The 25,569-nt window shown below is 73.1% G+C and carries 22 protein-coding genes and 1 pseudogene; 11 read left to right on the top strand and 12 right to left on the bottom strand.

What is annotated here, in order from left to right; translation table 11 throughout:
• The first annotated feature begins 14 nt into the window (after positions 1 to 14).
• Both ACWDGI_RS29395 and ACWDGI_RS29390 read left to right on the top strand, forming a co-directional pair.
• On the top strand, positions 15 to 665 hold the full coding sequence (locus ACWDGI_RS29395) for an alpha-ketoglutarate-dependent dioxygenase AlkB family protein (RefSeq protein ID WP_450764030.1): 651 nt from the start codon (positions 15 to 17) through the stop codon (positions 663 to 665).
• Positions 666 to 802: 137 nt separating this feature from the next.
• Positions 803 to 2,038 carry an ROK family protein gene (locus tag ACWDGI_RS29390; RefSeq protein WP_450764028.1) on the top strand — a complete coding sequence of 412 codons (1,236 nt, stop codon included), beginning with the start codon at positions 803 to 805 and terminating at the stop codon, positions 2,036 to 2,038.
• Positions 2,039 to 2,137: 99 nt separating this feature from the next.
• Here ACWDGI_RS29390 and ACWDGI_RS29385 read toward each other — a convergent pair whose 3' ends face one another.
• From ACWDGI_RS29385 to ACWDGI_RS29375, 3 genes are all read right to left on the bottom strand, one after another.
• Positions 2,138 to 3,046: a phosphotriesterase family protein gene (locus tag ACWDGI_RS29385; RefSeq protein WP_450764026.1), complete on the bottom strand. Its 909-nt coding sequence runs from the start codon at positions 3,044 to 3,046 to the stop codon at positions 2,138 to 2,140.
• Positions 3,043 to 3,627 carry a DUF4865 family protein gene (locus ACWDGI_RS29380; protein WP_450764024.1) on the bottom strand — a complete coding sequence of 195 codons (585 nt, stop codon included), beginning with the start codon at positions 3,625 to 3,627 and terminating at the stop codon, positions 3,043 to 3,045. Before ACWDGI_RS29380 ends, ACWDGI_RS29385 begins: the two co-directional genes overlap by 4 nt.
• A 66-nt stretch (positions 3,628 to 3,693) precedes the next feature.
• Positions 3,694 to 4,263, bottom strand: a complete 570-nt coding sequence (locus ACWDGI_RS29375) for a TetR/AcrR family transcriptional regulator (RefSeq protein WP_450764022.1) — start codon at positions 4,261 to 4,263, stop codon at positions 3,694 to 3,696.
• Between the two features lie 164 nt (positions 4,264 to 4,427).
• On the opposite strand from ACWDGI_RS29375, the gene ACWDGI_RS29370 reads away from it, so the two are divergent.
• The gene (locus tag ACWDGI_RS29370) at positions 4,428 to 4,718 is read left to right on the top strand and encodes an SHOCT domain-containing protein (RefSeq protein WP_450764020.1); all 291 of its coding nucleotides are present in this window, start codon (positions 4,428 to 4,430) and stop codon (positions 4,716 to 4,718) included.
• 414 nt (positions 4,719 to 5,132) lie between these two features.
• On the opposite strand, the pseudogene ACWDGI_RS29365 reads toward ACWDGI_RS29370, so the two are convergent.
• A pseudogene (locus ACWDGI_RS29365) lies at positions 5,133 to 5,648 on the bottom strand (ATP-binding protein); the annotation flags it as partial.
• Between the two features lie 182 nt (positions 5,649 to 5,830).
• On the bottom strand, positions 5,831 to 6,154 hold the full coding sequence (locus ACWDGI_RS29360; protein WP_352222870.1) for a hypothetical protein: 324 nt from the start codon (positions 6,152 to 6,154) through the stop codon (positions 5,831 to 5,833).
• A 353-nt stretch (positions 6,155 to 6,507) separates the two neighbouring features.
• Here ACWDGI_RS29360 and ACWDGI_RS29355 point away from each other — a divergent pair, with 353 nt between their 5' ends.
• Positions 6,508 to 7,632, top strand: coding sequence for a PLP-dependent cysteine synthase family protein (locus tag ACWDGI_RS29355; RefSeq protein ID WP_450764018.1), 1,125 nt, complete (start codon positions 6,508 to 6,510; stop codon positions 7,630 to 7,632).
• Positions 7,633 to 7,748: 116 nt separating this feature from the next.
• On the opposite strand, the gene ACWDGI_RS29350 is transcribed toward ACWDGI_RS29355, so the two are convergent.
• Both ACWDGI_RS29350 and ACWDGI_RS29345 read right to left on the bottom strand, forming a co-directional pair.
• A complete protein-coding gene (locus tag ACWDGI_RS29350; RefSeq protein WP_450764016.1) occupies positions 7,749 to 8,207 on the bottom strand; it encodes an SRPBCC family protein in 459 nt (152 codons plus the stop codon).
• Positions 8,208 to 8,307: 100 nt separating this feature from the next.
• Positions 8,308 to 9,123 carry a DeoR/GlpR family DNA-binding transcription regulator gene (locus tag ACWDGI_RS29345; RefSeq protein WP_450764014.1) on the bottom strand — a complete coding sequence of 272 codons (816 nt, stop codon included), beginning with the start codon at positions 9,121 to 9,123 and terminating at the stop codon, positions 8,308 to 8,310.
• 962 nt (positions 9,124 to 10,085) lie between these two features.
• Between ACWDGI_RS29345 and ACWDGI_RS29340 the strand changes: the two genes are divergently transcribed.
• Complete coding sequence (locus ACWDGI_RS29340; protein ID WP_450764357.1) at positions 10,086 to 12,344, top strand: hypothetical protein; 2,259 nt, start codon at positions 10,086 to 10,088, stop codon at positions 12,342 to 12,344.
• On the opposite strand, the gene ACWDGI_RS29335 is transcribed toward ACWDGI_RS29340, so the two are convergent.
• The 3 genes from ACWDGI_RS29335 to ACWDGI_RS29325 all read right to left on the bottom strand — a co-directional run bounded on the left by ACWDGI_RS29335 (position 12,345) and on the right by ACWDGI_RS29325 (position 16,902).
• Positions 12,345 to 14,783, bottom strand: a complete 2,439-nt coding sequence (locus ACWDGI_RS29335) for a right-handed parallel beta-helix repeat-containing protein (protein WP_450764012.1) — start codon at positions 14,781 to 14,783, stop codon at positions 12,345 to 12,347.
• A 179-nt stretch (positions 14,784 to 14,962) separates the two neighbouring features.
• Positions 14,963 to 15,568: an Rv1733c family protein gene (locus tag ACWDGI_RS29330; protein WP_450764010.1), complete on the bottom strand. Its 606-nt coding sequence runs from the start codon at positions 15,566 to 15,568 to the stop codon at positions 14,963 to 14,965.
• Positions 15,569 to 16,446: 878 nt separating this feature from the next.
• A complete protein-coding gene (locus ACWDGI_RS29325; protein WP_450764008.1) occupies positions 16,447 to 16,902 on the bottom strand; it encodes a DUF6643 family protein in 456 nt (151 codons plus the stop codon).
• A gap of 278 nt (positions 16,903 to 17,180) precedes the next feature.
• Between ACWDGI_RS29325 and ACWDGI_RS29320 the strand changes: the two genes are divergently transcribed.
• Positions 17,181 to 18,515, top strand: coding sequence for a TerD family protein (locus ACWDGI_RS29320; RefSeq protein ID WP_450764007.1), 1,335 nt, complete (start codon positions 17,181 to 17,183; stop codon positions 18,513 to 18,515).
• Positions 18,516 to 18,530: 15 nt separating this feature from the next.
• On the opposite strand, the gene ACWDGI_RS29315 is transcribed toward ACWDGI_RS29320, so the two are convergent.
• Positions 18,531 to 19,724: a glycosyltransferase gene (locus ACWDGI_RS29315; RefSeq protein ID WP_450764005.1), complete on the bottom strand. Its 1,194-nt coding sequence runs from the start codon at positions 19,722 to 19,724 to the stop codon at positions 18,531 to 18,533.
• 39 nt (positions 19,725 to 19,763) lie between these two features.
• Between ACWDGI_RS29315 and ACWDGI_RS29310 the strand changes: the two genes are divergently transcribed.
• Both ACWDGI_RS29310 and ACWDGI_RS29305 read left to right on the top strand, forming a co-directional pair.
• On the top strand, positions 19,764 to 20,633 hold the full coding sequence (locus ACWDGI_RS29310) for a glutamate racemase (protein WP_450764003.1): 870 nt from the start codon (positions 19,764 to 19,766) through the stop codon (positions 20,631 to 20,633).
• A gap of 10 nt (positions 20,634 to 20,643) precedes the next feature.
• Complete coding sequence (locus ACWDGI_RS29305; RefSeq protein ID WP_450764001.1) at positions 20,644 to 21,201, top strand: hypothetical protein; 558 nt, start codon at positions 20,644 to 20,646, stop codon at positions 21,199 to 21,201.
• 75 nt (positions 21,202 to 21,276) lie between these two features.
• On the opposite strand, the gene ACWDGI_RS29300 is transcribed toward ACWDGI_RS29305, so the two are convergent.
• Positions 21,277 to 22,305, bottom strand: a complete 1,029-nt coding sequence (locus ACWDGI_RS29300) for an O-antigen ligase family protein (protein ID WP_450763999.1) — start codon at positions 22,303 to 22,305, stop codon at positions 21,277 to 21,279.
• Between the two features lie 184 nt (positions 22,306 to 22,489).
• Between ACWDGI_RS29300 and lnt the strand changes: the two genes are divergently transcribed.
• The 3 genes from lnt (at position 22,490) to ACWDGI_RS29285 (ending at position 25,516) form a co-directional block, all read left to right on the top strand.
• Complete coding sequence (gene lnt / locus ACWDGI_RS29295) at positions 22,490 to 24,103, top strand: apolipoprotein N-acyltransferase (RefSeq protein ID WP_450763997.1); 1,614 nt, start codon at positions 22,490 to 22,492, stop codon at positions 24,101 to 24,103.
• Between the two features lie 66 nt (positions 24,104 to 24,169).
• Positions 24,170 to 24,649, top strand: coding sequence for an NUDIX hydrolase (locus ACWDGI_RS29290; RefSeq protein WP_360491558.1), 480 nt, complete (start codon positions 24,170 to 24,172; stop codon positions 24,647 to 24,649).
• A gap of 54 nt (positions 24,650 to 24,703) precedes the next feature.
• Positions 24,704 to 25,516, top strand: a complete 813-nt coding sequence (locus tag ACWDGI_RS29285) for a 3-hydroxybutyrate dehydrogenase (protein ID WP_450763995.1) — start codon at positions 24,704 to 24,706, stop codon at positions 25,514 to 25,516.
• Positions 25,517 to 25,569: the final 53 nt, after the last annotated feature.

Here is a 25,569-nt window from a genome sequence, read left to right as displayed (position 1 = left end):
GGCAGGATGGGGGCATGGAGGACGAACTGTTCCCGAGGGCGTGCGCCCAGGTGGCGCCGGGCGCCGTGCACGTCCCCGACTGGCTGAGCGCGCCGCGCCAGCGCGAGCTGCTGGCCGCCTGCCGGGAGTGGGCCCGGCCACCCGCCGGACTGCGCACGGTCCGCACGCCGCAGGGCGGCACCATGACCGCGCGCCAGGTCTGCCTGGGCTGGCACTGGTACCCGTACGCCTACGCCCGCAGCGTCGTCGACGGCGACCACAGCCCCGTGAAGCCGTTCCCGGCCTGGCTCGACGAACTGGGCCGCCGCGCGGTGACCGACGCGCTGGGCCCGCGGGCGGTGGGCGGATTGTCGTACGACGTCGCACTGATCAACTTCTACGACGCCGACGCCAGGATGGGCATGCACCGGGACGCCGACGAGAGGTCGAACGCACCGGTGGTGTCACTGAGCCTGGGGGACACCTGCCTGTTCCGCTTCGGGAACACCGAGAGCAGGACGAAGCCGTACACGGACGTGGAACTCCGCTCGGGCGACCTGTTCGTGTTCGGGGGCGAGTCGCGGCTCGCCTATCACGGGGTGCCCAGGGTGTACCCGGGCACGGGCCCGGCGGAGCTGGGCCTGACCGGCCGTCTGAACGTGACGCTGAGAGTGAGTGGCCTTTGATGCGCCCGGACTGGAGCGCCCCGTAAGGGGCGCGGGGCTGTATCGGCATGCGGCTGCCGCCGCGTGGGCGCGACCAGCCCCAACGGCGCCGCACCTTCGATACGGCCCCTCGTGCGGATCATGGCAGACTCCCTCTCATGAGCGGCAAGGCGGCCCCCGGCCCGACGGGGAACGGAACCTCGAAACCCCGGTTGGACCGAGGACGCGGCGCACTCGGCCCCGCACTGGAACTCGTGCACACCGGCCGCGCCCCCACCCGCGCGGTGCTCACCGCCGAACTCGGCGTCACCCGGGCCACGGCCGGCGCCGTCGCCGCCGAACTGGAGGCGCTCGGCCTGATCAGGGTCGACGCGCACCCGGGCGCCGCGGCCGGCTCGCAGGGCCGCCCCTCGCACCGCCTGGAGGTCGCCGAACAGGGCCCCGTCGCGCTCGCCGCGCAGGTCCACGCCGACGGTTTCCGCGCCGCGCTGGTCGGCCTGGGCGGCCGGATCGTCGCCACCGCACCCGGCTGCGAGACCGTCGACGCCGACCCGGCGAAGGTGCTCGGCTCGGTGGTGGAGGCGGGCGCCGACCTGCTCCGCACCACCGGCCTGCGCTGCGTCGGCGCCGGTCTCGCCGTGCCGTCCGCCGTCGCCGAACCGGAGGGCCTCGCCCTCAACCCCCTCCACCTGGCCTGGCCGGTGGGCGCGCCGGTGCGCCGGATCTTCGCGGAGTGCGTGCGCGCGGCCGGGATCACCGGCCCGGCCTTCGCGGGCAACGACGTGAACCTGGCCGCGCTCGCCGAGCACCGGCACGGCGCGGGCCGGGGCGCCCGCGACCTGCTGTGCGTGGCCACCGGGCACCGGGGCGTCGGCGGCGCGCTGGTCCTCGACGGCCGTCTGCACACGGGGAGTTCGGGACTGGCCCTGGAGGTCGGCCACCTCACCGTCAACCCCGAGGGCCGGCCCTGTCACTGCGGCAGCCGGGGCTGTCTGGACGTCGAGGCGGATCCGCTGGCGCTGCTCATCGAGGCGGGCCGCGAGCCCGGCCCCGAGGTGTCGCTGCTCCGGCAGGCCGAGGACCTGGTCCGCGACCACTACGCCGACCCGAGCGTGCGCGGGGCCGCCGAGGCCCTGATCGACCGCCTGGGCCTGGGCCTGGCCGGCCTGGTCAACATCCTGAACCCGGACCGCATCATCCTCGGCGGGCTGCACCGCACCCTGCTGGACGCCGACCCCGACCGGCTGCGTGCCGTCGTCGCCGACCGCAGCCTGTGGGGCCAGAGCGGTGGCGTACCGATCCTGCCGTGCACGCTGAGCCACAACAGCCTGGTCGGAGCGGCCGAGTTGGCGTGGCAGCCGGTCCTGGACGATCCGCTGGGGGCGCTGCAGTGAGGGCCCGTCACTGAGCCGTGAGGCCTACCGGACCCACCCGGCCCACGAGGCCCGGTCCGCCGCCGCGAAGCCGCGGCCGCCGGTCGGCATCCCGGTGGGCTACCGCCAGTCGACGGCGAAGGCCCGGGCCGGGTTGTCGACGAGGACGCGCCGTACCTGCTCCGCACCCAGTTCCGCCTCCAGCCGCGGCCGTATCCGCCGCAGCAGGTACGGCATGCCGGGACCGCCGTCCACCGACCGCGCCTCCGCCACCACGGTGTCCCCGCCGAGCAGCAGCCGGTCCCCGAAGCCGGCCTCGGCCAGGGCCCGGACGGCCTCCGGCATCCGCCAGTCGGTGGCGTGGTTCGCGCGGGACGGCCCGTCGAAGGCCAGCCAGCAGCCGGAGGCGGCGGCCTGGCGCTGCACGGCCAGGTCGGGGGAGCGGTTGAGATGGCCGAGGATCACCCGCTCGCCGGGGACGCCCAACTCCCCGCACAGCAGGTCCAGTACGTCGAGCGCGCCGGTGCCCAGCTCCAGGTGCACGGCGATCGGCGCGCCCGTCGCGTGGTGGGCCTCGGCGGCGGCCGTCATCGTCCGACGGGCGTGTGCGTCGAGAGCGTGGAAACCGGCCGCCACCTTGATCAGACCGGCCCGCACCCCGGAAGTGCCGATGCCCTCGGTCAGCTCGGCGACGAAGACGTCGGCGAGCCGCCCGGCCAGCCTTTCGAGCAACTCCGGTGCGTAATGGGCCGCTTGGTGCAGTCCCGTCGCGCAGACCAGATGCACCCCGGTGGCACGGGACAGCGCGGGCAGGTCGCCGGCCCGCCGGCCCATCCCGTACGGCGTCCACTGCACGACACTCGCCCCGCCCGCCGCGCGGAACGCCGCCAGCTCCGCCCGCGCGGCGGTCGCGTCGTCCAGCTCCTGGCCCGGGAGCCTTGGACTGCGGAGGAAGAGGTGGTCGTGCGCGTCGCACGCGCCGAGGTCCTCGGGCCGCACGTCACCGAGGACCGTACGGACGGTGCTCACCACTGGCGCCCGCGCGGCAGCCGGTCCCGGCCGGGTGCCGACACGTGCAGCACCTGGAAGACGTCCCCCTCGGCCTTCGGGGCCTCGTGGGCCCAGAGCGAGAAGTGGACCAGCTCCCAGCGGGCGGTGTCCACGGCGGCCGCCGCCAGCACCGCGCCCTCTTCGCCCGCGACCCGCCGCGTCTCGCGCGCCGTGTCCGCCATGAGTCCGGACAGCTCGGTCCCGTCCGGCACCGGTTCCCGCCGCCGGACCGCGAAGGCCGCACGCGCGTCGGCCGCGCCGCCCTCCTCGTACGAAAGACCCGACCACTGCCGTGCCGCGGGCCGCCCGAAGTCGTTCACGAGTCCCTGGAAGGCGCCTCCCCACAGGAAGCGGTTCATGCCCTCCACGGTGTTCCACAGGTAGAAGGGCGCGTACTGGTTGACCGGCGAGCCGTGCACACCGCGCTCGCGCACCAGGTACGTCTTGAGGCCGAGGCCCTCCCAGTCGTCGAGCAGATGCCCGACGCGGGCCACCCGGTCACGGACGATGCCCATGTCGTAGTCGGCGGGCAGGGTCAGTTCGTACTGCAGGGCGTGCATCGCGGAAGCCTCTCTCCAGCGCTCGGGCAGTGGGGGTGGTCGGGGGCGGACACGTGCGCACGTACGTCAGTTCCTCAGCAGGGACAGCAGTCCGCGCACGCCGGCGTCGAACGCGGCGGGCGAGCCGGAGGCGCGGGCGAGGACGTAACCCCCCTGCACGGTCGCGAGGACCGTCGCGGCGATCTCCGCACCGTCCACCCGCGGTCCGAACTGACCCAGCTCCTTGCCCTCTTCGACGATCCCGGCGATCAGCTCCTGGATCCGGTCGAGGGTCTCGTCGACGGGTGCCCGCAGTTCGTCGCTCGCGATGATGTCCGGGTCCATGGTCAGCCGTCCGACCGGGCAGCCGCGCAGCACGTCGCGCTCGCGCCGCAGATACGCCTCGATCCGCTCGTACGGTGTGCCCGGCCCGGTGAGCACGCCCTCCGCGGTGGCCAGCAGCTCCTCGGCGGTCCGCCGGATCGCGGCCAGGGCCAGGTCCGGCTTGCCCTTGAAGTGGTGGTACATGCTGCCCTGGCCGGCCCCGGCGCGCTCCAGGATGGCCTTGGGGCTGGTGCCGACGTAACCGCGCTCCCACAGCAGCTCACGGGTGGACTCGATCAGACGCTCCGATGTGCTCACACCGTCACTGTACATACTAGTAGTTACAGAAGGCCAGCCCTGCGGGAGCAGCCCGGCCCCCGCCGAGTACTCCCCGGGGGGTACGGCGACTGCCGCCGGTCGCACGACGACCCGGACCCCTCCCTGGAGCCAGTCTCTAGGCAACACACCGAGACTTTCCGGCAAGGGAGTTGACCGAGATGGAGACCCTGGCGAACTGGGACGGCGGGCCCGGCCCGTGGATCCTGTTCTTCCCGCTGATCTGGGCGGCCGTGGTGATCGGCGTCGTCACCGTCCTGCGCCGCACCGCGTGGCGCGGGCGCGGCGGCCCCTGGCGCCCGATGGACACCGGGCGCCCGGCCGGCGACTCGCCGCTCGCCGTCCTGGGCCGCCGCTTCGCCTCCGGCGAGATCGACGAGGACGAGTACTGGCGGCGGCTGTCGGTCCTGGAGGAGCAGTTCGGCCGTATCGGCAAGGGCGGTGCGGCATGAGCGCGACGACGGTGGTGCGGGCCCCGGCCCGTGCCGCGTGCCGTGCGGGCGCAAGGCGGTACCTGCACCGCCGTGCGCGCCCTGGACGGCGCTGACGCGGCGTCCCCGAGGGGAACTCCGCCGCGTTCAGGGCCCGTCCGGTGCCGGCGGGTCCGCCCGGACGCACCGGGTGGTCCGCCTCGGCATCCTCACCTCGGGCGCCCGGCCGCCTCGGAGCACTGCCCGGGAAGGAAACTCACCGCCCGCTCAACTGGCGACAGCCGAGCGGGCGGGAGCGTGTGCGGTGTCCGGGGCGCCGGCGGTCGCGGGTACGACGGCGGAAGGGCCGGCGGTCGCGGGTGCGACGACGGAGGCACCGTCGGTCAGGTGTGCGGCAGCGGCGGCACCGGCGCCGACCTGTGCGGTGGCGGGGGCGCCGGCGGTCGCGTGCCCGGCGGGCGCCCCGGTGGCCGCCGTTCCCGCCGCTATGACATGCCGGGGCGCCGGTTCGGCCGTAGGGGGTTGCGGTCGGGTCGCCTTCGGCGTGGCGATCGGCGCGGGCAGGGTGAACCACACGACCTTGCCGTCGTCGTGCGGCCGCACGCCCCAGCTCTCGCTGACCGCGGCCACCATCGCCAGGCCGCGTCCGCAGGTGGCCATGGACGCGACGTCCGTCCCGTCCTCGACCACCGGGAGCCGCGGATCGTGGTCACGGACCGACACCGTGAGCCGGTCGAGCTGGAGCTCGATCTCCACGGTGCAGTTCTTGTCGGGCTGGGCGTGCCGGTGGACGTTGGTCAGCAACTCCGTCACACCGAGCGCGGCCCGGTCTATCAACGGGTCCAGGCGCCAGTAGCGCAACTGTGCAGATACGATTCTGCGGATCTGGCCGATCCGCGAGGGCAGGGCTTGGAGCTCCACCGAGCAGTGTCTGCTTGGGTGTTCGATCACGACTGCGACTCCCCGACGTGAGGTCCGGAAGAACACGGAGAACGGATCCAGCGGGCGCCGCCGTCCAGGGGGCCGCCTGCTGTCGTGGCCGGCGGGCTGGTTCGCAGCGTTATCGCCGGTAAACCCAGAGTGACGTGAGACAAGCGTGACCCAGTGCGCACGGTCCCGCAACTCGCCGTGGTTCAGTGGTCACGCCCGGCGGCCCGCCGTACCGCCTCGATGAAGCGGCGCGCCGCGGGCGGCCCGGGCTCGCCCGGTGCCGGATCGTGGTCGCCCAGGGTGAGTGAGTAGCGCTGGCCGTTGAGGTCGGCCAGGGCCCGGTCCTCCGACGCGAACCATGGCTTCGAGGCCCGTACCGCCTGCACGGGCGCGCTGTCGATCTCGCTGCCGTAGCTGGTCAGCAGCTGCAGCCTGCCGTCGCTTATCCGGACCTGTCCGGCCCGGGTGAGCGAACGCAGCCGCTTGTCGATCCGCACGCCCTTCGCCGTGAACTCCGGCTCCGCCATCCTGCCCCGCCCCTTTTCGAGTACCTCGGTCACCGGCCCGCGAGCTTGCGGCCCCGGCCGGCGTGCTCCGGCTCGTGTTGTGATCCAGTGTGCGCCCCCGTTCGGGACGTTCGTCCCGTCCGGTGGCAGTCTGCCCGCCCTCGACGAGGAGCACCAGTGCGCACGGGCCGCCGGGCAGGGGGCGCCCGGAGCACTCGCGACAATGCGCCCCCGAAGGATTCGAGCCACTGTTCCTCAGGGGGTCTTTGAGACGTCCAAAGATGCGTTTATGCAGGTGAGAAGCGTTGAGAAAGGTGTTTATGATCGGTGCGTCGGCCCGGACGCCGTTCGGCGCCCAGCGTAAGGAGCCCGCCGTGAGCACCACCCCGCAGATCCGAACCGGCGCCACCCTCGACGTCGACCACAGCGACACCGAGTACCGCGACTGGCTCAAAGAAGCCGTCCGTAAAGTCCAGGCGGACGCGAACCGCTCGGCGGACACCCACCTGCTGCGGTTCCCGCTGCCCGAGGCGTGGGGCATCGACCTCTACCTCAAGGACGAGTCGACCCATCCCACAGGAAGCCTCAAGCACCGGCTGGCCCGCTCACTCTTCCTCTACGGTCTGTGCAATGGCTGGATCCGGCCGGGCCGTCCCGTGATCGAGGCGTCCAGCGGCTCGACGGCGGTCTCCGAGGCCTACTTCGCCAAGCTGATCGGCGTTCCCTTCATCGCCGTCATGCCCCGCACCACCAGCTCCGAGAAGTGCCGGCTCATCGAGTTCCACGGCGGGCAGTGCCACTTCGTGGACGACTCCCGGAAGATGTACGAGGAGTCCGCGCGCCTCGCGGTGGAGACCGGCGGACACTACATGGACCAGTTCACCTACGCAGAACGGGCCACGGACTGGCGCGGCAACAACAACATCGCCGAATCCATCTTCCGTCAGCTGGAGTTGGAGCGGTTCCCGGAGCCGGCGTGGATCGTCGCCACGGCGGGCACCGGCGGTACGTCCGCGACCCTCGCGCGCTATGTCCACTACACCCTGCGCGACACGCGGATCTGTGTCGCCGACCCCGAGAACTCCTGCTTCTTCGAGGGCTGGACCACCGGCGATCCGGACGTCACCTGCGACTGCGGGTCCCGGATCGAGGGCATCGGACGGCCACGGATGGAACCGAGCTTCGTGCCCGGGGCCGTCGACCGGATGATGAAGGTGCCGGACGCGGCGAGCGTGGCGGCGGTGCGGGCGCTGGAGCGGGCGATCGGGCGCAAGGCGGGCGGTTCCACCGGGACCGGTCTGTGGAGCGCGCTGAAGATCGTGTCCGAGATGGTGGCGGCGGGGCGTACGGGGAGCGTGGTGACGCTGCTGTGCGACCCGGGGGACCGGTATCTCGACAAGTACTACTCGGATTCCTGGCTGGAGGAGCAGGGGCTGGACATCGCTCCCTACACGGCCGCGATCGAGACCCTGCTGACGACCGGGGTGTGGCCGCGATGACGGGGGTGCCGCGGGCTGCCTGAAGCCCCGGGCCGTTCAGGGCTGGTCGCGGCCGCCCGGCGGAGCCGCGGTCCGACGCGGCCCCGCGTCCCCGAAGTCGCCCCCGATCGCGGCGTTCACAGTCCGCTGTCCAGGGTGCGTATCCCTTCGCGGATCGCCCGGCCCATGCCCGGCGCCGCCAGTCGGCACATCGCCCGGAACGGCGCCGTGCCGTCGAGTGCGAACGTCATCCGCACCCGGGTCCCGGTGCCGGACGGCACCAGGCGCCACTCCTCCAGCCACGCGCGCGCACCGGGTACGTTGGCCACGTCCACCCGGTAGGCGTACACCTCGGGCGCCCGCGACGTGAGCACCGTCTCCTCGAAGCGCACGCCGCCCCGGAGGCGCACCTGACGGCCGTGCTCCGTCGGACGGGCCGACGTGACCCCGGTGAGCCACTGCGACCAGCCGGGCACGTCCTCCGCCAGGGCCCGGAAGACCGTCCGGGGAGCTGCCGTCATCTCCCGTCCGAACACGAGCCGTACGGGTGCGGTCTCGACGAAGTCGAGTCCCACCGGGCGCAGTTGGTGAGCCACCGGGCCGACCTCCTCGTGAGACGCTGTCCCCGGAAAGGTAGCTGACGGCCCGTCAGCTGTCTGTACCGTCAGCTGTCTGTACCCTCAGCTGTCTGTACCCTCAGTCGGTTTCGCCCGCCACCACCAGCCGGCGCAGGTGCTCGGAGATCTCCGCACGCGCCCCGGCCGGCAGCCCGGCGTCCGTGACCAGCGTGTCGACCTGCTCCAGCTTGGCGAACGAACTCAGGCCCACCGTGCCCCACTTGGTGTGGTCGGCGACCACCACGACCCGCCGGGCCGACTGCACCAGGCGGCGGTTGGTCTCCGCCTCCGCGAGGTTCGGCGTGGACAGGCCCGCCTCGACCGATATGCCGTGCACGCCCAGGAACAGCAGGTCGAAGTGGAGCGCCCCGATCGCCTGGTCGGCCACCGGGCCGACCAGTGAGTCGGACGGGGTGCGCACGCCGCCGGTCAGGACGACGGTCGCCGCGCCCTGCCGCTGCCCGGAGACCCGCTGCGCCGCGTGGAAGACGTCCGCGACCCGCACCGAGTTGGTCACCACGGTCAGGTCCGGGACCTCCAGGAGCTGATGGGCCAGCGCGTACGTCGTCGTACCGCCGGACAGGGCGATCGCCGTACCCGGCACGACCAGCTCCGCGGCGGCCCGGGCGATGTCCTCCTTGGCGGTCAGCTCCAGACCGGACTTGGCCTCGAACCCCGGCTCGTGCGTGCTCGCCTCGACCACCGGCACCGCACCGCCGTGCACCTTCTCCAGCACACCCTGCCGGGCCAGCGCGTCCAGGTCCCGGCGTACGGTCATGTCCGACACACCGAGCTTGCGGGTCAGCTCGTTGACCCGAACGCCACCCCGGCGCCGGACCTCGTCCAGGATCAGGGCGCGGCGCTGCTCCGCGAGGAGGTTCTGGTTCTCGCTCACGTACGCTCCGGTCCTCTCGCCTCAAGCCGTCCGACACGCCCTGCGTACCGGCTCCGACCAGGACATTCCGCCCGGCTCCGGTGCGTGGGCGCCCCATCCTTTCACGGGACCGCACTGGTTGCGCCACTCCCTGTGTCGGTGCGCACATGTCATTCGGTCACCACGTGTTCCCTTAGGTGTCACACACAACGGGGAGATTCCGTGGCGAGTGGTGTGCGTCACACCGGAATCGGAGATCCTGAAGCCCGCACGGACACTGACCATCGGCGCGTGACGGGGGAAGTGCGAGAAGAGTGGAAGGCGCGCAGGAACGCACCACCGGCGACCCCGCGGAGCGGCCGGCGGCAACGGGGACCGAACCTGCCCAACCGCCCGACACCCCACGGCCCGACCCGGCCGAGCGGCTCGCGGCGCACAGGCCCGGCCCGGCCGAGCCGCTCGCCGCCCACGGGACCGGCCCGGCCGAGCAACGCCTGGCGGAGACAGCCGCGCTGGCCGAGCAACGGGTGGCTAAGGCGACCGGTCCGGTCGAGCAACGCCTCGCCGAAACGGCCGGTCTGGTCGAGCAACGGTTGGCTGAGGCGACCGGTCCGGTCGAGCAACGCCTGGCTGAGACGGCCGGTCTGGTCGAGCAACGGTTGGCTGAGGTGACCGGTCCGGTCGAGCAACGCCTGGCCGAGACAGCCGCGCTGGCCGAGCAACGCCTCGCCGAGACGGCCGGTCCGTCCGAGCAACGGGTGCCCGAGGCGACCGGTCTGGCCGAGCGGGAAGCTGTCGATCCGGCCGGGCGGCCCGTGGTCGGGGCTGTCGATCCGGCCGGGCGGCCCGTGGCCGGCGCTGCCGAATCGGCCGGGCGGCTCGTGGTGCGGACGGCCGGGTCGGCCGGGTGGCCGGCGGCCGGGCAGGGTGGTTCTGTTCAGCGGGTCACCGGTGGGAGGAGCGAATCCGTCGAGCGGTCCGCCCTGCCGGAGATCGACCTGGAACTGCTGGTGCACGGCGTCGGCGGCAGCACGCCCGAGAAGATGCTCGGTGACCCGCGCACGGTGCGGATCACCGGCGACGACACGGCGGCCGTCTTCCGGCGCGCCGTCGACGTCGACGCCGAGTCCCGGCCCGGCGACTACGGCGACCGCCCGGTGCCCGAGGCCTACGTCTGGTGCAACCTCACCTCCGGCAACGCCTCCCGCGCCCTGTGGCTGCTGCTCCTGCCGTTCATGGTGGTCAACCTCGCCCACTGGATGCGCCCCGCCGCCCAGGACCGGCCGCGCACCGTCCGCTTCTACGGCCTGCTGGTCCGGCTCGCCGGGCTCACCCTGACGGTGCTGCTGGTCGCGGCCGCCTGCGAGGTCGCCCTGGACCTGGCCGCCTGGCAGTGCGCGGGCGTCACCGCCTGCGCCGGCCGGCACTCCTGGCTCGCTTTCCTCTCACCCACCGGTTCCGCCGGCGGCTGGTGGAGTGCCCCCGGACGGCGGCTCGCCCTGGCCGCCCTGGTGCCCACCGCGCTGACCGGTCTGCTCTGGTACCTCTCGCACCGCACCTGGAGCGCCTACGAGTCCACCCGGCCCCTGGCCCACGACGCCGAACCCGGGCACACCTCCCTCGGCAGCCCCGGCTTCTGGTACGGGCGCCGGCTGGTGGCCCGGCTGCGTGCCGCCCACACCACGGCGGGCCTGCTCACCGTCGCCGCCGCGCTCCTCGCACCGGCGGCCGCCTTCGACCGCCGGACCGGCGGACCCGCCGTACTCGACGCGGCCGGGTGGCTGCTGTGCGGTGCAGTGGCCGCCCTGGCGGTCGCCGCGGTGTGGGTGGTCTGCCGCCGCGGCCGCAGCGAGAACCTCCTCGACCAGGAGCTCGACCGGCGACTGGTACGCCGCCTGCCGCTCGGCGCGCTCGCCCTGCTGGTCCTCGTCGCGCTGTACGCCGGCTGGTCCCGGCCGGGATGGCGCTCCGTGGGGCGGCTCGCCGGGGATCCGGCCTTCGGCGGCCTGGTGTTGGCCCAGGGCGTGCTGGTGATCGTCCTCGGGGCCGTCGCCCACGACCTGCACCGCCGGCTCCCCGATCCGCGTGCCGCGATGCGCGGTCTGGGCGGACCCGCGGTCGCCCTGCTCGCCTGCGCGCTGGGCGGGGTGATCTCGGGCGGGGTCGCCCAGCGGGTCTCCGACTGGCTGGACGGCACCGGAACCTCCATCGCCGGGCCGCCGGTACTGCTGACCTGGCAGGCCTCGGCGATCCCGCCCGTCCTCGTGGTGCTGCTCGCCGCGGTCGCCTGGCTCTCCTGGCGGACCTCGCGGCTCGGCCACGCCGAACGAGCCGCCGTAGGCCTCGACCACGTCGGCGAGCCGGAGGACACGGCACGCACCCGCCGTATCGCCGGAGTCCGTGCCATGGCCGCCCTCACCGACCGGACGCCGCTCGTCGTCACCGTGCTGTGCGCCGCCACGCTGGTGCTGGGCGCCGGGGCGCTGGTGGGCGCGCTCGCCACCGGGAAGACCCCGGACGCGGCCGCCGACCGGACCTACGCCCTGGTGCACGGCGCGGCCCAGGCCTCCCAGGCACTCGGCTCCTGGCTGGTCGGGCTCGGCTTCATACTGTTCGTCACCTGGGGCCGGCGCGCCTACAAGGACGCCGCAGCCCGGCGCACCATCGGCATCCTCTGGGACGTCGGCACCTTCTGGCCGCGCGCCGCCCATCCCTTCGCCCCGCCCTGCTACGCCGAGCGCGCGGTCCCCGACCTGACCTGGCGCATGGACACCTGGACCCGCCGCACCGGCGGCCGGCTGGTCATCTCCGGCCACTCCCAGGGCAGCGTCCTCGCGGCCGCCGCGGCCTGGCAGCTGACCCCGTCGGTGCGCAAGCGGGTCGCCCTGCTGACCTACGGATCCCCGCTGGAGCGCCTGTACGGCCGCTGGTTCCCCGCCCACTTCGGCCCGGCCGAGCTCGGCTCCCTGCACCGTGAGGTCGCCTGCTGGCGCAACCTCTACCGCCTCACCGACCCCATCGGCGGCCCGGTGCGGATCGCCGACGGCGACGGTCCTGCCGTCGACCACACGCCCCTGAAGGACCCCCTCGCCTACGGACGCACCCCGGGACACCCGCTCCCGGCCCCGATCCTGGGCCATTCCGACTACCAGGCGGACCCGGTCTTCGCCGAGGAACGGGAACGGCTGCTGGTCCGGCTGCGCCCGGAACTGCCCGGGCAGCGGCCGCAACCGGCGGGCTGATCAGGCGAGTTCCGGAAGGTCCTCCGCGTACAGCAGGGTGAGGTCGTCGGTGCTCGGGTCGGCGAGCTGGGCGACCCGGCTCGCGTGCCGTTCGACCATCGCCTCGAACGTCTGCCGGGCGGTACGGCCGTTGCCGAACGCGGGGCCCTTGGGGAGCACCGTGAAGTACCTCCGCAGCGCCTCGGAGGCGCCCGGTGCCAGGCGGTACTCGTGCTCGTCGGCCTGCTGTTCCACGATCCGCAGGAGTTCGTCCGGGCCGTAGTCGCTGAAGGTGATGGTCCGGGAGAACCGGGAGGCCACGCCGGGGTTGATCGAGAGGAAGCGCTCCATCTCCTCCGTGTAGCCCGCGACGATCACCACCACGGCGTCCCGGTGGTCCTCCATCAGCTTCACCAGCGTGTCGATGGCCTCCTTGCCGAAGTCCCGCCCGGCGTCCTCCGGTGACAGCGCGTACGCCTCGTCGATGAACAGCACACCGCCGTGCGCCCGTTGGAACGCCTCCTGGGTGCGGATCGCCGTGGAGCCGATGTGCTCACCGACCAGGTCGACCCGGGACACCTCGACCAGATGGCCCTTCTCCAGCACTCCGAGGGAGGCGAGGATCTCGCCGTAGAGCCGGGCGACCGTCGTCTTGCCGGTGCCGGGGGAGCCCGTGAACACCAGGTGCCGCTTGACCGAGGCGGCCTTCAGACCGGCCTGCTGACGGCGCCGGCCGACCTCGATCATGTCGGTCAGCGCACGGACCTCGCGCTTGACGCTCTCCAGGCCGACCAGCGCGTCGAGTTCACCGAGCACCGCCTTGGAGGTGCGGGCCGGCTCCTGGGTCGCGGCGGGGGTGAGGAGCGGTTCCTGTTCGGTGCTGCGCTGGCCGGGGATCGCGCCCAGCAGGCCGGCGGTCTGGTGTGCGGTCTGCACGGCCGGCTCGTGCGCCGCGGACGGGCGCAGGCTGCCGCTCTCGTCGCTGGTGCAGTCCTCCACCACCGGGCCGGTGCCGGAGCCCGCGTCCGGGCCGCCGTCGGCGAACTCGTAACCACCGCGCGCGCACCGCTCCGTACGGCACTTGCGCAGCGTCGTACGGCAGCCGTCGATCACATGGAAGCCGTAGCCGCCGCTGCCGGTGACCCGGCAGTTCTGGAAGGTGCCGCGGCCGCCCGCCGACACATAGAAGCCCGCCTCGGCGGGGGAGTCCACCGTGCAGCGCTCGAGAGTGGGGTCGGCGCCCTTGGTGACGATCACTCCGGTCTGGGTGCCGTCCACCGTGCAGTTGTTGAGGGTGCCGCCGCTGCCGTGGTCGCGGAACCAGGCGCCGGTGGCCGCGTCCCGGATCCGGCAGTCGTCCAGCTGCGCGGTCGCCCCGTCGCTCACCGACACCGCCGTGTTGCGTACCTGGGAGAGGTCGCTGTCGACGACGTCCGCGCGGGAGCCGCGGTCCAGCACGAACAACGCGTCCGGTACGTCGTGCACCCGGCAGGAGTCCAGGACGGCGGTGGCCCCGTCGCTCACCCACACCGCCGGGTAGTCGCCCGTGCTGTCGAAGATCTCGCACTGGTTGGCGTCGACGCGGGTGCCCGGGTCCCACACCGACAGTCCGTTGCGTCCGAACTGGCGCACGGTCGTCCGCGTCAGCGTCAGCACCGAGCGCGAGCGCAGGTCGACCGCGTTCTCCGGGATGTCGTGGATCCGGCAGTCGGCGAGGGTGAGTACCGCGTCGGTGTCGAGGGTCACGCCGTCGGCGGTGGTGCGGTGCACATCGCAGTCAGTGAGGTGCGCCGTGGCCCGTGCGGTGACCTGCACGCCGGAGCCGCGCACCTCGTAGATCTCGCAACCCACGGCCTCCAGGGCGGAGTTCTCACCGGTCGCCGTCACTCCCGTGCCCGAGGCGTGGTGGATCCGGCAGCGCTCCAGCCGCGGGTGGCCGCCGCCGCGCACCGCGACGCCTGCCTGACCGGCCGCCACCACCTCGCACTCCTCGAACACGCCACCGCCGCCGTCGAGTACGGCGATGCCGATGCCGGCCGGGTTGTCCACCGTGCAGCGTCGCACGGTCGGCCGCGCGCCACCGCGCACCTCGATGCCGGCGGCGGAGCGCGTGACGATCCGCACGTCCAGCAGCTCGGGGGTGCCCTCCTCGACGAGCAGCGCGGGCGCGGCCGCGTCCTGGCCCTCGACATGCAGGTCCTGTACGACCGCCGAGGCCCGCACGGTCAGCGGCACCCCGTCCGCGGGCGCGATGCGCACCGAGCCGGGCGAGCCCTCCGGGCCGCGCAGCGTCACCGCGCGCTGGACGACGAGGTTCTCCCGGTAGGTGCCGGGCGCGACCGTCAGGACGTCGCCGTCCGCGGCGGCCTCCAGGGCGGCGGCGAGCGATGCGTACTCACCTGTGCGGCGCCGCCACCTCGAAGTGCCGGTGTGCGTCACCTGGACCGTGCCCTGTGCCATGGCGTTGCTGAGCCCCCACCTCGTCGTACAGATCGCTTGCTCGCCTTCGGGACGGCCACCAAATCGGAGGGTGTCCGTCCCGTGCGGTCCGCTCGCGCGCGGGTCGATACCGAATGCGCTTCGGCCGGTCCACCGTAGCGTGCGCCGAGGTGGTGCACCGACCAGAGAGGGAAAGGCCCTCAGCTGCCGGTGCCGGCCTTCCCCCAGTCCGGGCCCGCCCGGTCCCAGGCCTGGTCCCAACGCGCGTACCTGCGACGGACCATACGCCAGACGATCATCCGTCTGGCGCTGTCGACCAGACCCGCGGCGAGCAGGGTCGCGCCGAACCCGGCCAGCACGGCATGGGTCGTCGCGGTGGCGGAGTCCAGCGGGCGGGCCGTCAGCAGACCGTGCCGGTCCGTCCAGATGCCGAAGTGGTCGCCTCTGTGCGGGGACTTGATGGCCGTCAGGGTCGCGCCGTGCTGCCGGGTGCCGTCCGGTGCGGTCCAGTCGGCGAGGACGCGGCTGCGGGTGTCGTGCGCGCTGGTGGCGTCGGGGTCGGGTTCGACCAGGGAACCGCCCAGCTTCCGTACGACGGTGGCCGTGACCAGATGCCGGTCGTGGTGCTGCTGCCGGACGGACCGCTGGAGGGTGTCCTGGGCGGCCGCCCCGACGAGCGAGCCGAGCACGGGCGCGGCCACCACGATCAGCAGCAGTGTCACCAGGGCCACCCAGGCCTCGACCAGGTCGGTCGCACGGCGCAGCGGATTGCGCCGCCAACGCCACAGGCCGCGGATCGCTCGCACCGTCCACCACCCCCTTCCGCTCCGTGATAACCCCCGCCCGAGCCGTTCATCCGCGAGCCCGGCCGAAGAGAGAGTGAAATCACCCCCGGCAAGGGCTTTCAGGAACTTCTCACGACCCCCAACGACCGGACTGCGGGCTTGGGTTCCCACAGGGGCGGAGATCACTCGGGTCGCTGTCGGAGCGGGCTCGGGGGGAGAGGAGGAGGGGGGAGGTTCACGGGGAGCGGGTGAACCCTCGTCGGCGTGGTCGCCTCGTGCCGTCAGGAAGGGGAGGGCGCCGAGCGGGCCCGGACGGTGATCAGAGGCGGACGGCCGTCGCGGCGAGGCGCACGGTCTGGCCCGGCAGCGTGTGGTCCGGGCAGAGCGGGTGGCGGGGGCGTCCGTGCGGACGAGGCGGGCGGCGGTTGCCAGATGGTCGCCGCAGCAGGTGTACGGGGCGCCGGCCGCGAGGACCGCCTTCCCCTTCGTACCTTCCCCTTCGTACCTTCCCCTTCATCCCGAAGACGTCCGCCGGCACTGTGGCCGCCGGCTCCGGGACCGGAGCCTTCAGCGGGGCCCGCCCGGGACCTGGGCGCGGACGGACGGATGCCGCCACCGGACGGCAACTGGGCGGCGGCCGGCGCTAGGCGCGGGAGCGCAGACGTTGATGCGTGCCGGCGTGGGCGCGTGCAGGCGTGGGTGCGTGCGCTGGGTGACGACCTTCCCCCGTCGTCGATCAGAGCCCAGCGTCGGTCACCGGCCGGCCTCTGGGGCGCTGCGACGGCCTGCCGGGGCGGGAGGCCCCGGAGCGCCTTGACCGGGTGTACACGCGTCGACCGCGGTTCGGCGATCCCCATGACGTCATCGTGCCGGGCGGCACCGACATCAGGGGGTGCCGGTCAGTAGCCGCGGTACTGCTGCTGTTGCTGGTTGTTGTACGGGTCCTGGTACGGAGCCGTCGGCGCGGGGCGCGGAGCCGCCGGGCGCATCGCCTCGTACCCGGTGCCGCCCATCATCGGACGCGGCGGCTGCGGCTGCTGCTGGCCCGGGTAGCCACGCGGTGCCGTCGCCTGCTGAGGGATGTACGCCGTGGGCGCCTGCTGCAGCGGAGCGGGCTGCTGCATCTGCGGGTAGCCGTAGCCGGGGGACGGCTGGGAGGGGCCCGCCGGGAGGGCGGGCAGTGCCGACGGGAGCGCGGGCAGGTTCAGGCTGCTGGGCGCGTCGTAGGCGGGGGGGACCCGGATCGGGGCGATCTGCGGGGTGCCCCGCTCGGCCACGAGGGAGTCGTAGATCGGAGTGTCCGGGAAGGAGGCGGAGTAGTAGCCGCCGCCATAGGTGGAGCGGGGGGAGGTCATGGCACATAAGTTAAGCCCACGATGTGCTGGTTGGGGAGACCGATAAGAGGGTTGTTTTCCGTGTCGGCAGTGACGCTGGATCCCCAATCCGAGCGAACTCGGCAAAAAAGGACGGCAATCGACGTTCTGATCGCGTAAAGGCCGAGTTCCGCGCTGGTTACCGGCGGTTGGCCAGGGATCTTCCGGTGCCGCTCATGGGACTTCCCTGTCCTCGGGAATAGGTTGTGCGGGTAGGGATGACCTGGGACCGCCGGGCGCGCCCGGCATGCCGACACGTGATGGGGGCGGACATGACAATGTCGAAAGGATCCAATACACCGGTGCCGACCACGGCACTGCGTGTCGAATTGGGCTGGCGCTCCGGTCCCGGTGCCCCCGACGCGGACGCCTCGGCGTTGCTGCTGGTCGCCGGAAAAGTGCGCTCCGACGGCGACTTCGTCTTCTACAATCAGCCCGCACACGCCTCAGGCGCGGTCCGCCACGAGGGCAAGCGGCACTCCGGCGGCCAGGTCACCGACACCCTTTTCGTCGACCTCGCGCGCGTGGAGGCCCCGATCGAGAAGATCGTCCTGGCGGCCTCCGCCGACGGCGGAACGTTCGGCCAGGTCCCCGGTCTCTACATCGAGGTGCGGGATGCGGCGGACGGGAATGTGGTCGCCCGGTTCGACAGCGCCGGCGCCACGGTGGAAACCGCTTTCGTCCTCGGTGAGCTGTACCGGCGCCAGGGCGGCTGGAAATTCCGGGCCGTGGGACAGGGCTACAGCAGCGGACTCGAAGGGCTCGCCACCGACTTCGGGATCACCGTGGACGAACCGCAGCATGCCGCGTCCCCGCCCGTCCCCCAGGCCGCCCCGTCCGTCACGCCCACGGTGACCGCGCCCCTCGCCGCCCCGGTGCCCCCGCCGCCCGGTGGCCTCCCCTCCCCGCAGCACCCGGCGCCGACCTCCGGCGGCCTGCCGGTCCCGCCGCCCCCGCCGGCCGCGCCCGTGCGCCTGTCCAAGGTGACGCTCACCAAGGCGGCGCCCGCCGTCTCCCTGGCCAAACAGGGCGGCACCTCGGGCTCGCTGCGTGTCAACCTCAACTGGCAGGTCCGCAAGCAGTCCCCGGGTGGCTGGGGCGGCCGGCACGGCGGGTCCGACCTCGATCTCGACCTGTGCGCCCTGTACGAGCTCGCCGACGGCCGCAAGGGTGTCGTCCAGGCACTGGGCAACGCCTTCGGCTCGCTCGGCAGGCCGCCGTACATCCATCTCGACGGCGACGACCGTACCGGTGCCATGGCGAGCGGTGAGAACCTCACCGTCAACCTCGACCACAAACAGGACTTCCGGCGCATCCTGATCTTCGTGACCATCTACCAGGGCGCCAGGTCCTTCGCCGACCTGCACGCCACCGTGACCCTCCAGCCCCAGCACGGCGCCCCGATCGACTTCTCCCTGGACGAGTGCACGGTCCCCTCGACCGTGTGCGCGCTCGCCCTGCTCACCAACACCGGCGGTGACCTGGTCGTACAGCGCGAGGCGCGCTATCTGGTGCCGGATCGCGGGGTGAGCCCGCAGCGGACCGTCGACCGGGCCTACGGCTGGGGCATGAACTGGACCCCCGGCCGCAAGTGACCGTGACGCAGCGGGTCAGCCCTCGTCGGCCACGGCGCCTGGACGCGCGTACGTACGGCCCTTCCAGGCCGCCCCGCGCCCGCGGTAGTGCTGTACCGCCGAGTCGACCGTCATCAGGAGGTAGAGGAACGCGGTGAACGGCAGCAAGGGGGCGAGCCACGGCGGCTGCCGGTAGTAGCGGAGCATCGGCACGTACGTCGCGGTCATCACCAGCCAGGCCCCCGCGCCGACGAGCGCCGCCGTCGCGTCGCCGGTGACCGCTCCCGCCAGCACCGCGGCCGGGGGCACCAGGTATACCAGCGCGAGACCCGCCACCGTGCCGAGGAGCAGCAGCGGGTTGTGCCGCAGCTGCGCGTACGCGCTGCGGGAGACCATCCGCCACAGGTCGTGCAGGCGGGGATAGGGCCGCACGCTGTCCACCCGGTCCGCGAGCCCCAGCCAGATGTGCCCGCCGGCACCCTTCACCGCGCGGGCCAGCGCCACGTCGTCGATCACGGCGTGCCGGATCGCGTCCGGGATGCGCGCCCTCTCCGCCGTGTCGGCGCGCAGCAGCACACAGCCGCCCGCCGCGGCCGCGGTACGCGACCCCTTCCGGCCGATCCGGCGGAACGGGTACAGCTGGGCGAAGAAGTAGACGAACGCGGGCACCACGAGCCGCTCCCACAGGCTCGCCACCCGCAGCCGGGCCATCTGCGAGACCACGTCGAAGCCCCCGGTGCGCGCCGCCGCCACCAGCAGCCGCAGGCTGTCCGGCTCGTGCGCGATGTCCGCGTCCGTCAGCAGCAGATACTCGGGCCCACGCGCGCGTGCCAGCGAGATGCCGTGCCGTACCGCCCACAGCTTGCCCGTCCAACCGGCCGGGGGCTCGCCGGGCGAGGCCACGGTCAGCGGCAGCCCGCCGTGATGTGCGGCCAGTTCCCGGGCCAGCCCCCCGGTGCCGTCCGTACTGCCGTCGTCGACCAGGACCACCTCCGCCCGCCCCGGGTATTCCTGCGCCAGCAGCGACGGCAGACTCAGGGGCAGTACCGCCGCCTCGTCCCTGGCGGGCACGACCACGCACACATCCGGCCATTCCCCGGGATCGCCCTGGGGCGGCAGCCGGACATCGGTGCGCCAGAAGAAGCCCTGGCAGAGCAGCAGCCACAGCCAGGCGGCGAGGGATACGGCGGCGGTCCACACGATGGCGCTCACCCGCGCAGTCTGCCCCATGGGACCTGCCACCAACGGCCCATCGTCTATCGTGGCCGGGTGAAGATCGCGCTCATCGACTCCGGCATCGGCCTGCTGGCGGCCACCGCAGCGGTACGGCGGCTGCGCCCCGACGCGGATCTCGTCCTCTCCTTCGACCCCGAGGGCATGCCCTGGGGGCCACGCACCCCCGAGGGCATCACCGAGCGTGCCCTGGCCGTCGCCGAGGCCGCCGCCGCCCGCCGGCCCGACGCGCTGATCGTCGGCTGCAACACGGCGACCGTGAACTCCCTGTCGGCGCTGCGCGCCCGCCTGGAACCCGGCATCCCCGTCATCGGCACCGTCCCGGCGATCAAGCCGGCCGCGGCCGGCGGCGGCCCCGTCGCGATCTGGGCCACCCCCGCGACCACCGGCAGCGCGTACCAGCGGGGTCTCATCGCGGCCTTCGCCGACGGCGTGCCGGTCACCGAGGTGCCCTGCTGGGGCCTCGCCGAGGCCGTGGAACACGCCGACCAGGCGGCCGTCGACGCCGCCGTGAGCGCGGCCGCCGCGCTCACACCGGACGACGTGACGACCGTCGTCCTGGGCTGCACCCATTACGAACTCCTGGCGGAACGTATCCGCGCCGCCGTGCAGCCCCCCGGCGCCGCGCCCGTCGTCCTGCACGGCTCCGCCGGAGCGGTGGCCGCCCAGGCGCTGCGCCGGATCGGTGCGCGGCCCGCCCCCGACGCACCGGCCACCGGGACGGTGACGGTGCTGCTCAACGGCCGCGAGGGCGAGCTCCCCGAGGCCGCGCTCGGTTACGCCGAGGCCCAGCTGCTGCGAACGGCCAGCCACGCCGCCTCCCCGTGCCCCTCCGGGGCCGCGGATACCGCCGATGTGAGCAGTCACCCTCCGCGACGCGGTACCCGCGCAGCGAAACCTGAGTAATCTCGTAGACATGAGGGACCACCCCCACGACCGCTCCCCGGACGAGGACGCCCCGCACCCGGATGTCTGGACGGGGCGCGCCACCAACCGGGTCCAGTGGCTGATGGCGCTGGTCGGCGCGGCCTGCATGGCGCTCGGCGTCGAACTGGCCGTGGACTCGGCCTGGACCTCGGGGATCGCGCCGCTGGTGATGTCGGTCGTGGGCTGCATCGCCGCCGGGCTGCTCGTCCTCTTCGGCACCCTCGCCTTCGTGCATGTCGATCTGAGGCTCGACAAGGAGTGCCTCGAAGTCCGGTGCGGCCACATAGGGGTACCGCGCCGTCGCATTCCGCTCTCCCATGTGGTCGGCGCCGACTTCACCCCGCAGATCACGCCGCGTCACTGGGGCGGCTGGGGTTATCGCTGGCGGCCCGAGAAGGGCACGGCCGTCGTCGTCCGCCGCGGCGAGGGCATCGTGCTGCGCCTGTGGGACGGCCACACCTTCACCATCACCGTGGACAACGCCGAGTCGGCGGTCCGGGTCATCAGGGAACGCCTGCGGACGATCACACCCGGCACCGCGCACTGAGATAGCCGACGAAACCGTGTGGCTCGGACACATGTGTGCCCGCCATAGGGATCTCGGCGTCCACGCAGGTCGGTTTCAACTCGGTGGGACACCCGCCACCCATGGCCGGGCCGTCGCCAGACCCGCCAGCAGGCCCGCGCCCGCCGACACCGTCGTGAAACTCAGGGCGTTGCCGACCGCTGCGACCGCGGCCAGTGCCGTGAGCGCCGCGCCCGCGGTGAGCACGACCGGCGTGGAGCGGGTCGATCGCCACAGCGCGTAGAGGATCCAGCAGAACGCGGCGGCCAGCAGGAGGACACCGACCAGACCCTGTTCGGCAGCCTGCTGGAGCGGTGCGGAGTGCGGCCTGCCGTCGGGCGGCAGGGCTTCGGACGCGGCGCCGCTCAGCTCGCCGAACCGCCCGGGGCCGACGCCCAGGGCGCTGTTGCGGCGGGCCAGCTGCAGCGCGTCCCGCCACAGCTGGACGCGGCGCTCGGTGAGGGGACCCGCCAGGGCGGCGGTGAGGCCGGCGGGCAGGACGTTCGCGGCGACCGCCCAGACCATGCCGGTCACCAGCGCGGCCGCCGACCCCAGTCCCGCGATGCCCGCGCCCCGGTGGCGCATCCGGCCGGCGGCGAGGGAGCACAGCAGCACGGCGGCACTGGCGGCGCACCCCATCGCCGAGCCCATGGCGGCACCGGTCACCGCGATCCCGGCGGCCAGCGCCCGCAGTCCGAACCGCAGCGCCGTCACCGGCGTCGCCCAGGCGGCGCAGCACACGCCACCCGTCGCGAGGACCAGCAGCGCCGCGACGGCACCGGCATGGCCGAGCGGCGTGGTGAACTGAGAGCCCGTGGCCGCCTGTGGCATCGCCACCGCCGTCGCCAGCCCGGCCAGCGCGCCGACACAGGGTGCGGCCACCGGCCACAGCGACCCCGCCATCCGGCCCGCGGCATAGCCCGCGGCCACGGCCAGCACCGCCAGCAGTACGCCCTCGGGCCGTCCGTCGCGCCCGGCAGCCGAGAGCAGCGGCCACACGGCGCACGCTCCCAGCACCACGACGCCCACCGCGTCAGAAACGTTTCGTCTGTCGTTGTCCGCATCCGTTCCGGCAGCGGACGTCATCCCGGTCGACCCCACCGTCGCCCCCCGTACCCGGTCCCCCGACCTGTGGCGGGCCCCGCCGCCCGCCTCGGCTCACCGTAACCGGTGATGCCCGGTTTGTGGATGACTTGAGCGGGAACGGTGTGATTCCTGCATGCCGAGACCGTGCTGTCGGCCGCGAGGGCGGCCGCCGTACACTCCCGGAGTGACCGCCACCGCAACTTCCGTCGACCAGTCGGACCAGCTCACACCGCGCCCCGCGCCCCGCGCACGCGGCCTGCGGCTGCTGCTCCGTCTGGTCCCGGCCGCCACCGCCGCGCTCAGCGGAGTGCTGCTGTACGTCAGCTTCCCGCCGCGCACCCTGTGGTGGCTGGCCCTGCCCGCCTTCGCCGGATTCGGATGGGTGCTGCGCGGCCGCACCTGGAAGGCGGCCCTCGGCCTCGGCTATCTCTTCGGACTCGGCTTCCTGCTGCCCCTGCTGGTGTGGACCGGCGTCGAGGTCGGCCCGGGGCCGTGGCTCGCGCTGGTGGCGATCGAGGCGATCTTCGTCGCCCTGGTGGGTGTGGGCGTCGCCGCCGTGTCCAGGCTGCCGGCCTGGCCGGTGTGGGCGGCCGCCGTGTGGATCGCCGGTGAGGCGGCACGCGCGCGCGTGCCGTTCAGCGGCTTCCCGTGGGGCAAGATCGCCTTCGGCCAGGCGGAGGGCGTCTTCCTGCCGCTCGCCGCGGTGGGCGGCACCCCCGTCCTCGGATTCGCCGTCGTGCTGTGTGGATTCGGTCTGTACGAGGTGGTGCGCCTGGCCGTCGAGGGGCGCCGCACACGGGAGATCCGGCGCGGCGCGGCGGCCGCGGCCCTGCTCAGTGTGGCCGTCCCCGTGGTCGGCGCGATCGCCGCGCGGACGCTGGTGAGCGACAAGGCGCAGGACGGTTCCGTCACCGTCGCGGTCATCCAGGGCAACGTGCCGCGCGCCGGTCTCGATTTCGCGTCCCAGCGGCAGGCCGTCCTCGACTACCACGTGAAGGAGACGCTCAAGCTGGCCGCCGACGTCAAGGCCGGCAAGGTCGCCAAGCCGGACTTCGTGCTGTGGCCGGAGAACTCCTCCGACGTCGACCCGTTCAGCGACGCCGACGCGGCCGCCGTGATCGACGAGGCCGCCACGGCGATGGGTGTGCCCATCTCGGTCGGCGGGGTCGTCGAGCGGGGCGGCAAGCTCCTCAACGAGCAGATCCTCTGGGACCCGGCCAAGGGCCCGACGGCGACGTACGACAAGCGGCAGATCCAGCCCTTCGGCGAGTACCTCCCGCTGCGCGGTCTGGTCGGCGCCATCAACAAGAACTGGACCAGCATGGTCCGGCAGGACTTCAGCCGGGGCACCAAGCCCGGTGTGTTCGACATCGACGGCACCAAGGTGGGCCTCGCCACCTGCTACGAGGCCGCCTTCGACTGGGACGTGCGGGACACCGTCACGCACGGCGCCGAGATGATCTCCGTGCCGAGCAACAACGCCACGTTCGACCGCAGCGAGATGACCTACCAGCAGCTCGCCATGTCCCGGATCCGCGCCGTCGAGCACAGCCGGACGGTCACCGTGCCGGTGACCAGTGGCGTCAGCGCGGTCATCGTGCCGGACGGGAAGATCACCCAGAAGACCGGCATGTTCGTGCCCGCCTACCTGGTCCAGAAGGTGCCGCTGCGCACCTCCGAGACCCCCGCGACCAAGCTGGGCATCCTGCCCGAGATCGCGTTGGTCCTGGTAGCGGCGGGCGGGATCGGCTGGGCGATCGGCGCGGGGCTGCGCTCCCGGCGCGCCGGTGACGCGTAGCCGTACACCCGCTGTACGCCCCGTGGCTTCGGCCGTTGGGGAGAACCGGGCGGTTAGGGTCGGCGCATGGCCACTCCTGACTTCATCCATGCGATCCGGGCCTCCGCCGGCCACCAGCTGCTGTGGCTGCCCGGGATCACCGCCATCGTCTTCGACGACGAGGGCAGAGTGCTCCTGGGCCGTCGTACCGACACCCGCAAGTGGTCGGTCATCGGCGGCATTCCGGATCCCGGGGAGCAGCCCGCGGCGTGCGCCGTGCGCGAGGTCTTCGAGGAGACGGCGGTGCGCTGTGTCGCCGAGCGGGTGGTCCTCGTCCAGGCGCTCAACCCCGTCACCTACCCGAACGGCGACGTCTGCCAGTACATGGACATCACCTTCCGCTGCCGGGCCGTCGGTGGCGAGGCCCGCGTCAACGACGACGAGTCGCTGGAGGTGGCCTGGTTCGACGTGGACGCCCTGCCGGAGCTGAACGAGTTCGGTGTGTTCCGGATCAAGCAGGCCATGTCGGATGCACCCACATGGTTCGACGCTACGACTTTCAGCTGAAGTATGTGCGCTGACCCTATGTGGTCCCGGGGGAGGGCCGCCTAGGGTCGGATCATGAGCTCGCCCAGCGTCCTCCCCGGACCCCACGCGCCCACCCTCGACCTGCGCGGCCGCACCGCTCTTGTCACCGGTGCCGCCGGCGGCATCGGCCGCGCCTGCGCGCTGCGCCTCGCGGCCGCCGGAGCCGAGGTGAGAGCCGTGGACCGGGACGCGGCCGGGCTGGCCGAACTGAGCGAGGCGGCCGGACGGGTCGCCGGCCCGGCGGGCGGTGCCGTCGAGCCGTACGTCCTCGACCTCACCGACCTGGACGCGGCCGAGCGTGCCGCCGCCGGCACCGACATCCTCGTCAACAACGCCGGCATCCAGCTGGTGCGGCCCATCGAGGAGTTCCCGCCGGACGTCTTCCACACCGTGCTGACGGTGATGCTGGAGGCGCCGTTCCGGCTCATCCGGGGCGCGCTGCCGCACATGTACGCGCAGGGCTGGGGGCGGATCGTGAACGTCTCATCCGTCCATGGGCTGCGCGCCTCCGCCTTCAAGTCCGCCTATGTGGCCGCCAAACACGGTCTGGAGGGACTCTCCAAGACGGCTGCCCTTGAGGGCGCACCCCATGGTGTGACCTCGAACTGTGTGAACCCCGGCTATGTGCGCACCCCACTGGTCGAGAAACAGCTCGCCGACCAGGCCCAGGCGCACGGCATCCCCGAGGAACGGGTGCTGTCCGAGGTGCTCCTGACGGACACCGCCGTGAAACGGCTCCTCGAACCGGAGGAGGTCGCCGAGGCCGTGGCCTATCTCTGCGGTCCCCAGGCATCCTTCGTCACGGGCACCTCGCTGGTGCTCGACGGCGGCTGGACGGCCCACTGAAGGGCCGGGCAGCCGCCGGTCCGCGAGTTTTCCACAGGCCCGACGGGCCGCGG

The organism is Streptomyces sp. NPDC001220 (assembly GCF_053597895.1).
This window is presented reverse-complemented; position numbering and strand designations above follow the sequence as displayed.

What these genes read in the sequence shown, in the direction of transcription:
- ACWDGI_RS29395 (WP_450764030.1), top strand. Translation starts at nt 15, where the DNA reads ATGGAGGACGAACTGTTCCCGAGGGCGTGCGCCCAGGTGGCGCCGGGC.
- ACWDGI_RS29390 (WP_450764028.1), top strand. Translation starts at nt 803, where the DNA reads ATGAGCGGCAAGGCGGCCCCCGGCCCGACGGGGAACGGAACCTCGAAA.
- ACWDGI_RS29380 (WP_450764024.1), bottom strand. Translation starts at nt 3,627, where the DNA reads ATGCACGCCCTGCAGTACGAACTGACCCTGCCCGCCGACTACGACATG.
- ACWDGI_RS29375 (WP_450764022.1), bottom strand. Translation starts at nt 4,263, where the DNA reads ATGTACAGTGACGGTGTGAGCACATCGGAGCGTCTGATCGAGTCCACC.
- ACWDGI_RS29370 (WP_450764020.1), top strand. Translation starts at nt 4,428, where the DNA reads ATGGAGACCCTGGCGAACTGGGACGGCGGGCCCGGCCCGTGGATCCTG.
- ACWDGI_RS29360 (WP_352222870.1), bottom strand. Translation starts at nt 6,154, where the DNA reads ATGGCGGAGCCGGAGTTCACGGCGAAGGGCGTGCGGATCGACAAGCGG.
- ACWDGI_RS29335 (WP_450764012.1), bottom strand. Translation starts at nt 14,783, where the DNA reads ATGGCACAGGGCACGGTCCAGGTGACGCACACCGGCACTTCGAGGTGG.
- ACWDGI_RS29325 (WP_450764008.1), bottom strand. Translation starts at nt 16,902, where the DNA reads ATGACCTCCCCCCGCTCCACCTATGGCGGCGGCTACTACTCCGCCTCC.
- ACWDGI_RS29320 (WP_450764007.1), top strand. Translation starts at nt 17,181, where the DNA reads ATGGGGGCGGACATGACAATGTCGAAAGGATCCAATACACCGGTGCCG.
- ACWDGI_RS29315 (WP_450764005.1), bottom strand. Translation starts at nt 19,724, where the DNA reads ATGGGGCAGACTGCGCGGGTGAGCGCCATCGTGTGGACCGCCGCCGTA.
- ACWDGI_RS29305 (WP_450764001.1), top strand. Translation starts at nt 20,644, where the DNA reads ATGAGGGACCACCCCCACGACCGCTCCCCGGACGAGGACGCCCCGCAC.
- ACWDGI_RS29300 (WP_450763999.1), bottom strand. Translation starts at nt 22,305, where the DNA reads ATGACGTCCGCTGCCGGAACGGATGCGGACAACGACAGACGAAACGTT.
- ACWDGI_RS29290 (WP_360491558.1), top strand. Translation starts at nt 24,170, where the DNA reads ATGGCCACTCCTGACTTCATCCATGCGATCCGGGCCTCCGCCGGCCAC.
- ACWDGI_RS29285 (WP_450763995.1), top strand. Translation starts at nt 24,704, where the DNA reads ATGAGCTCGCCCAGCGTCCTCCCCGGACCCCACGCGCCCACCCTCGAC.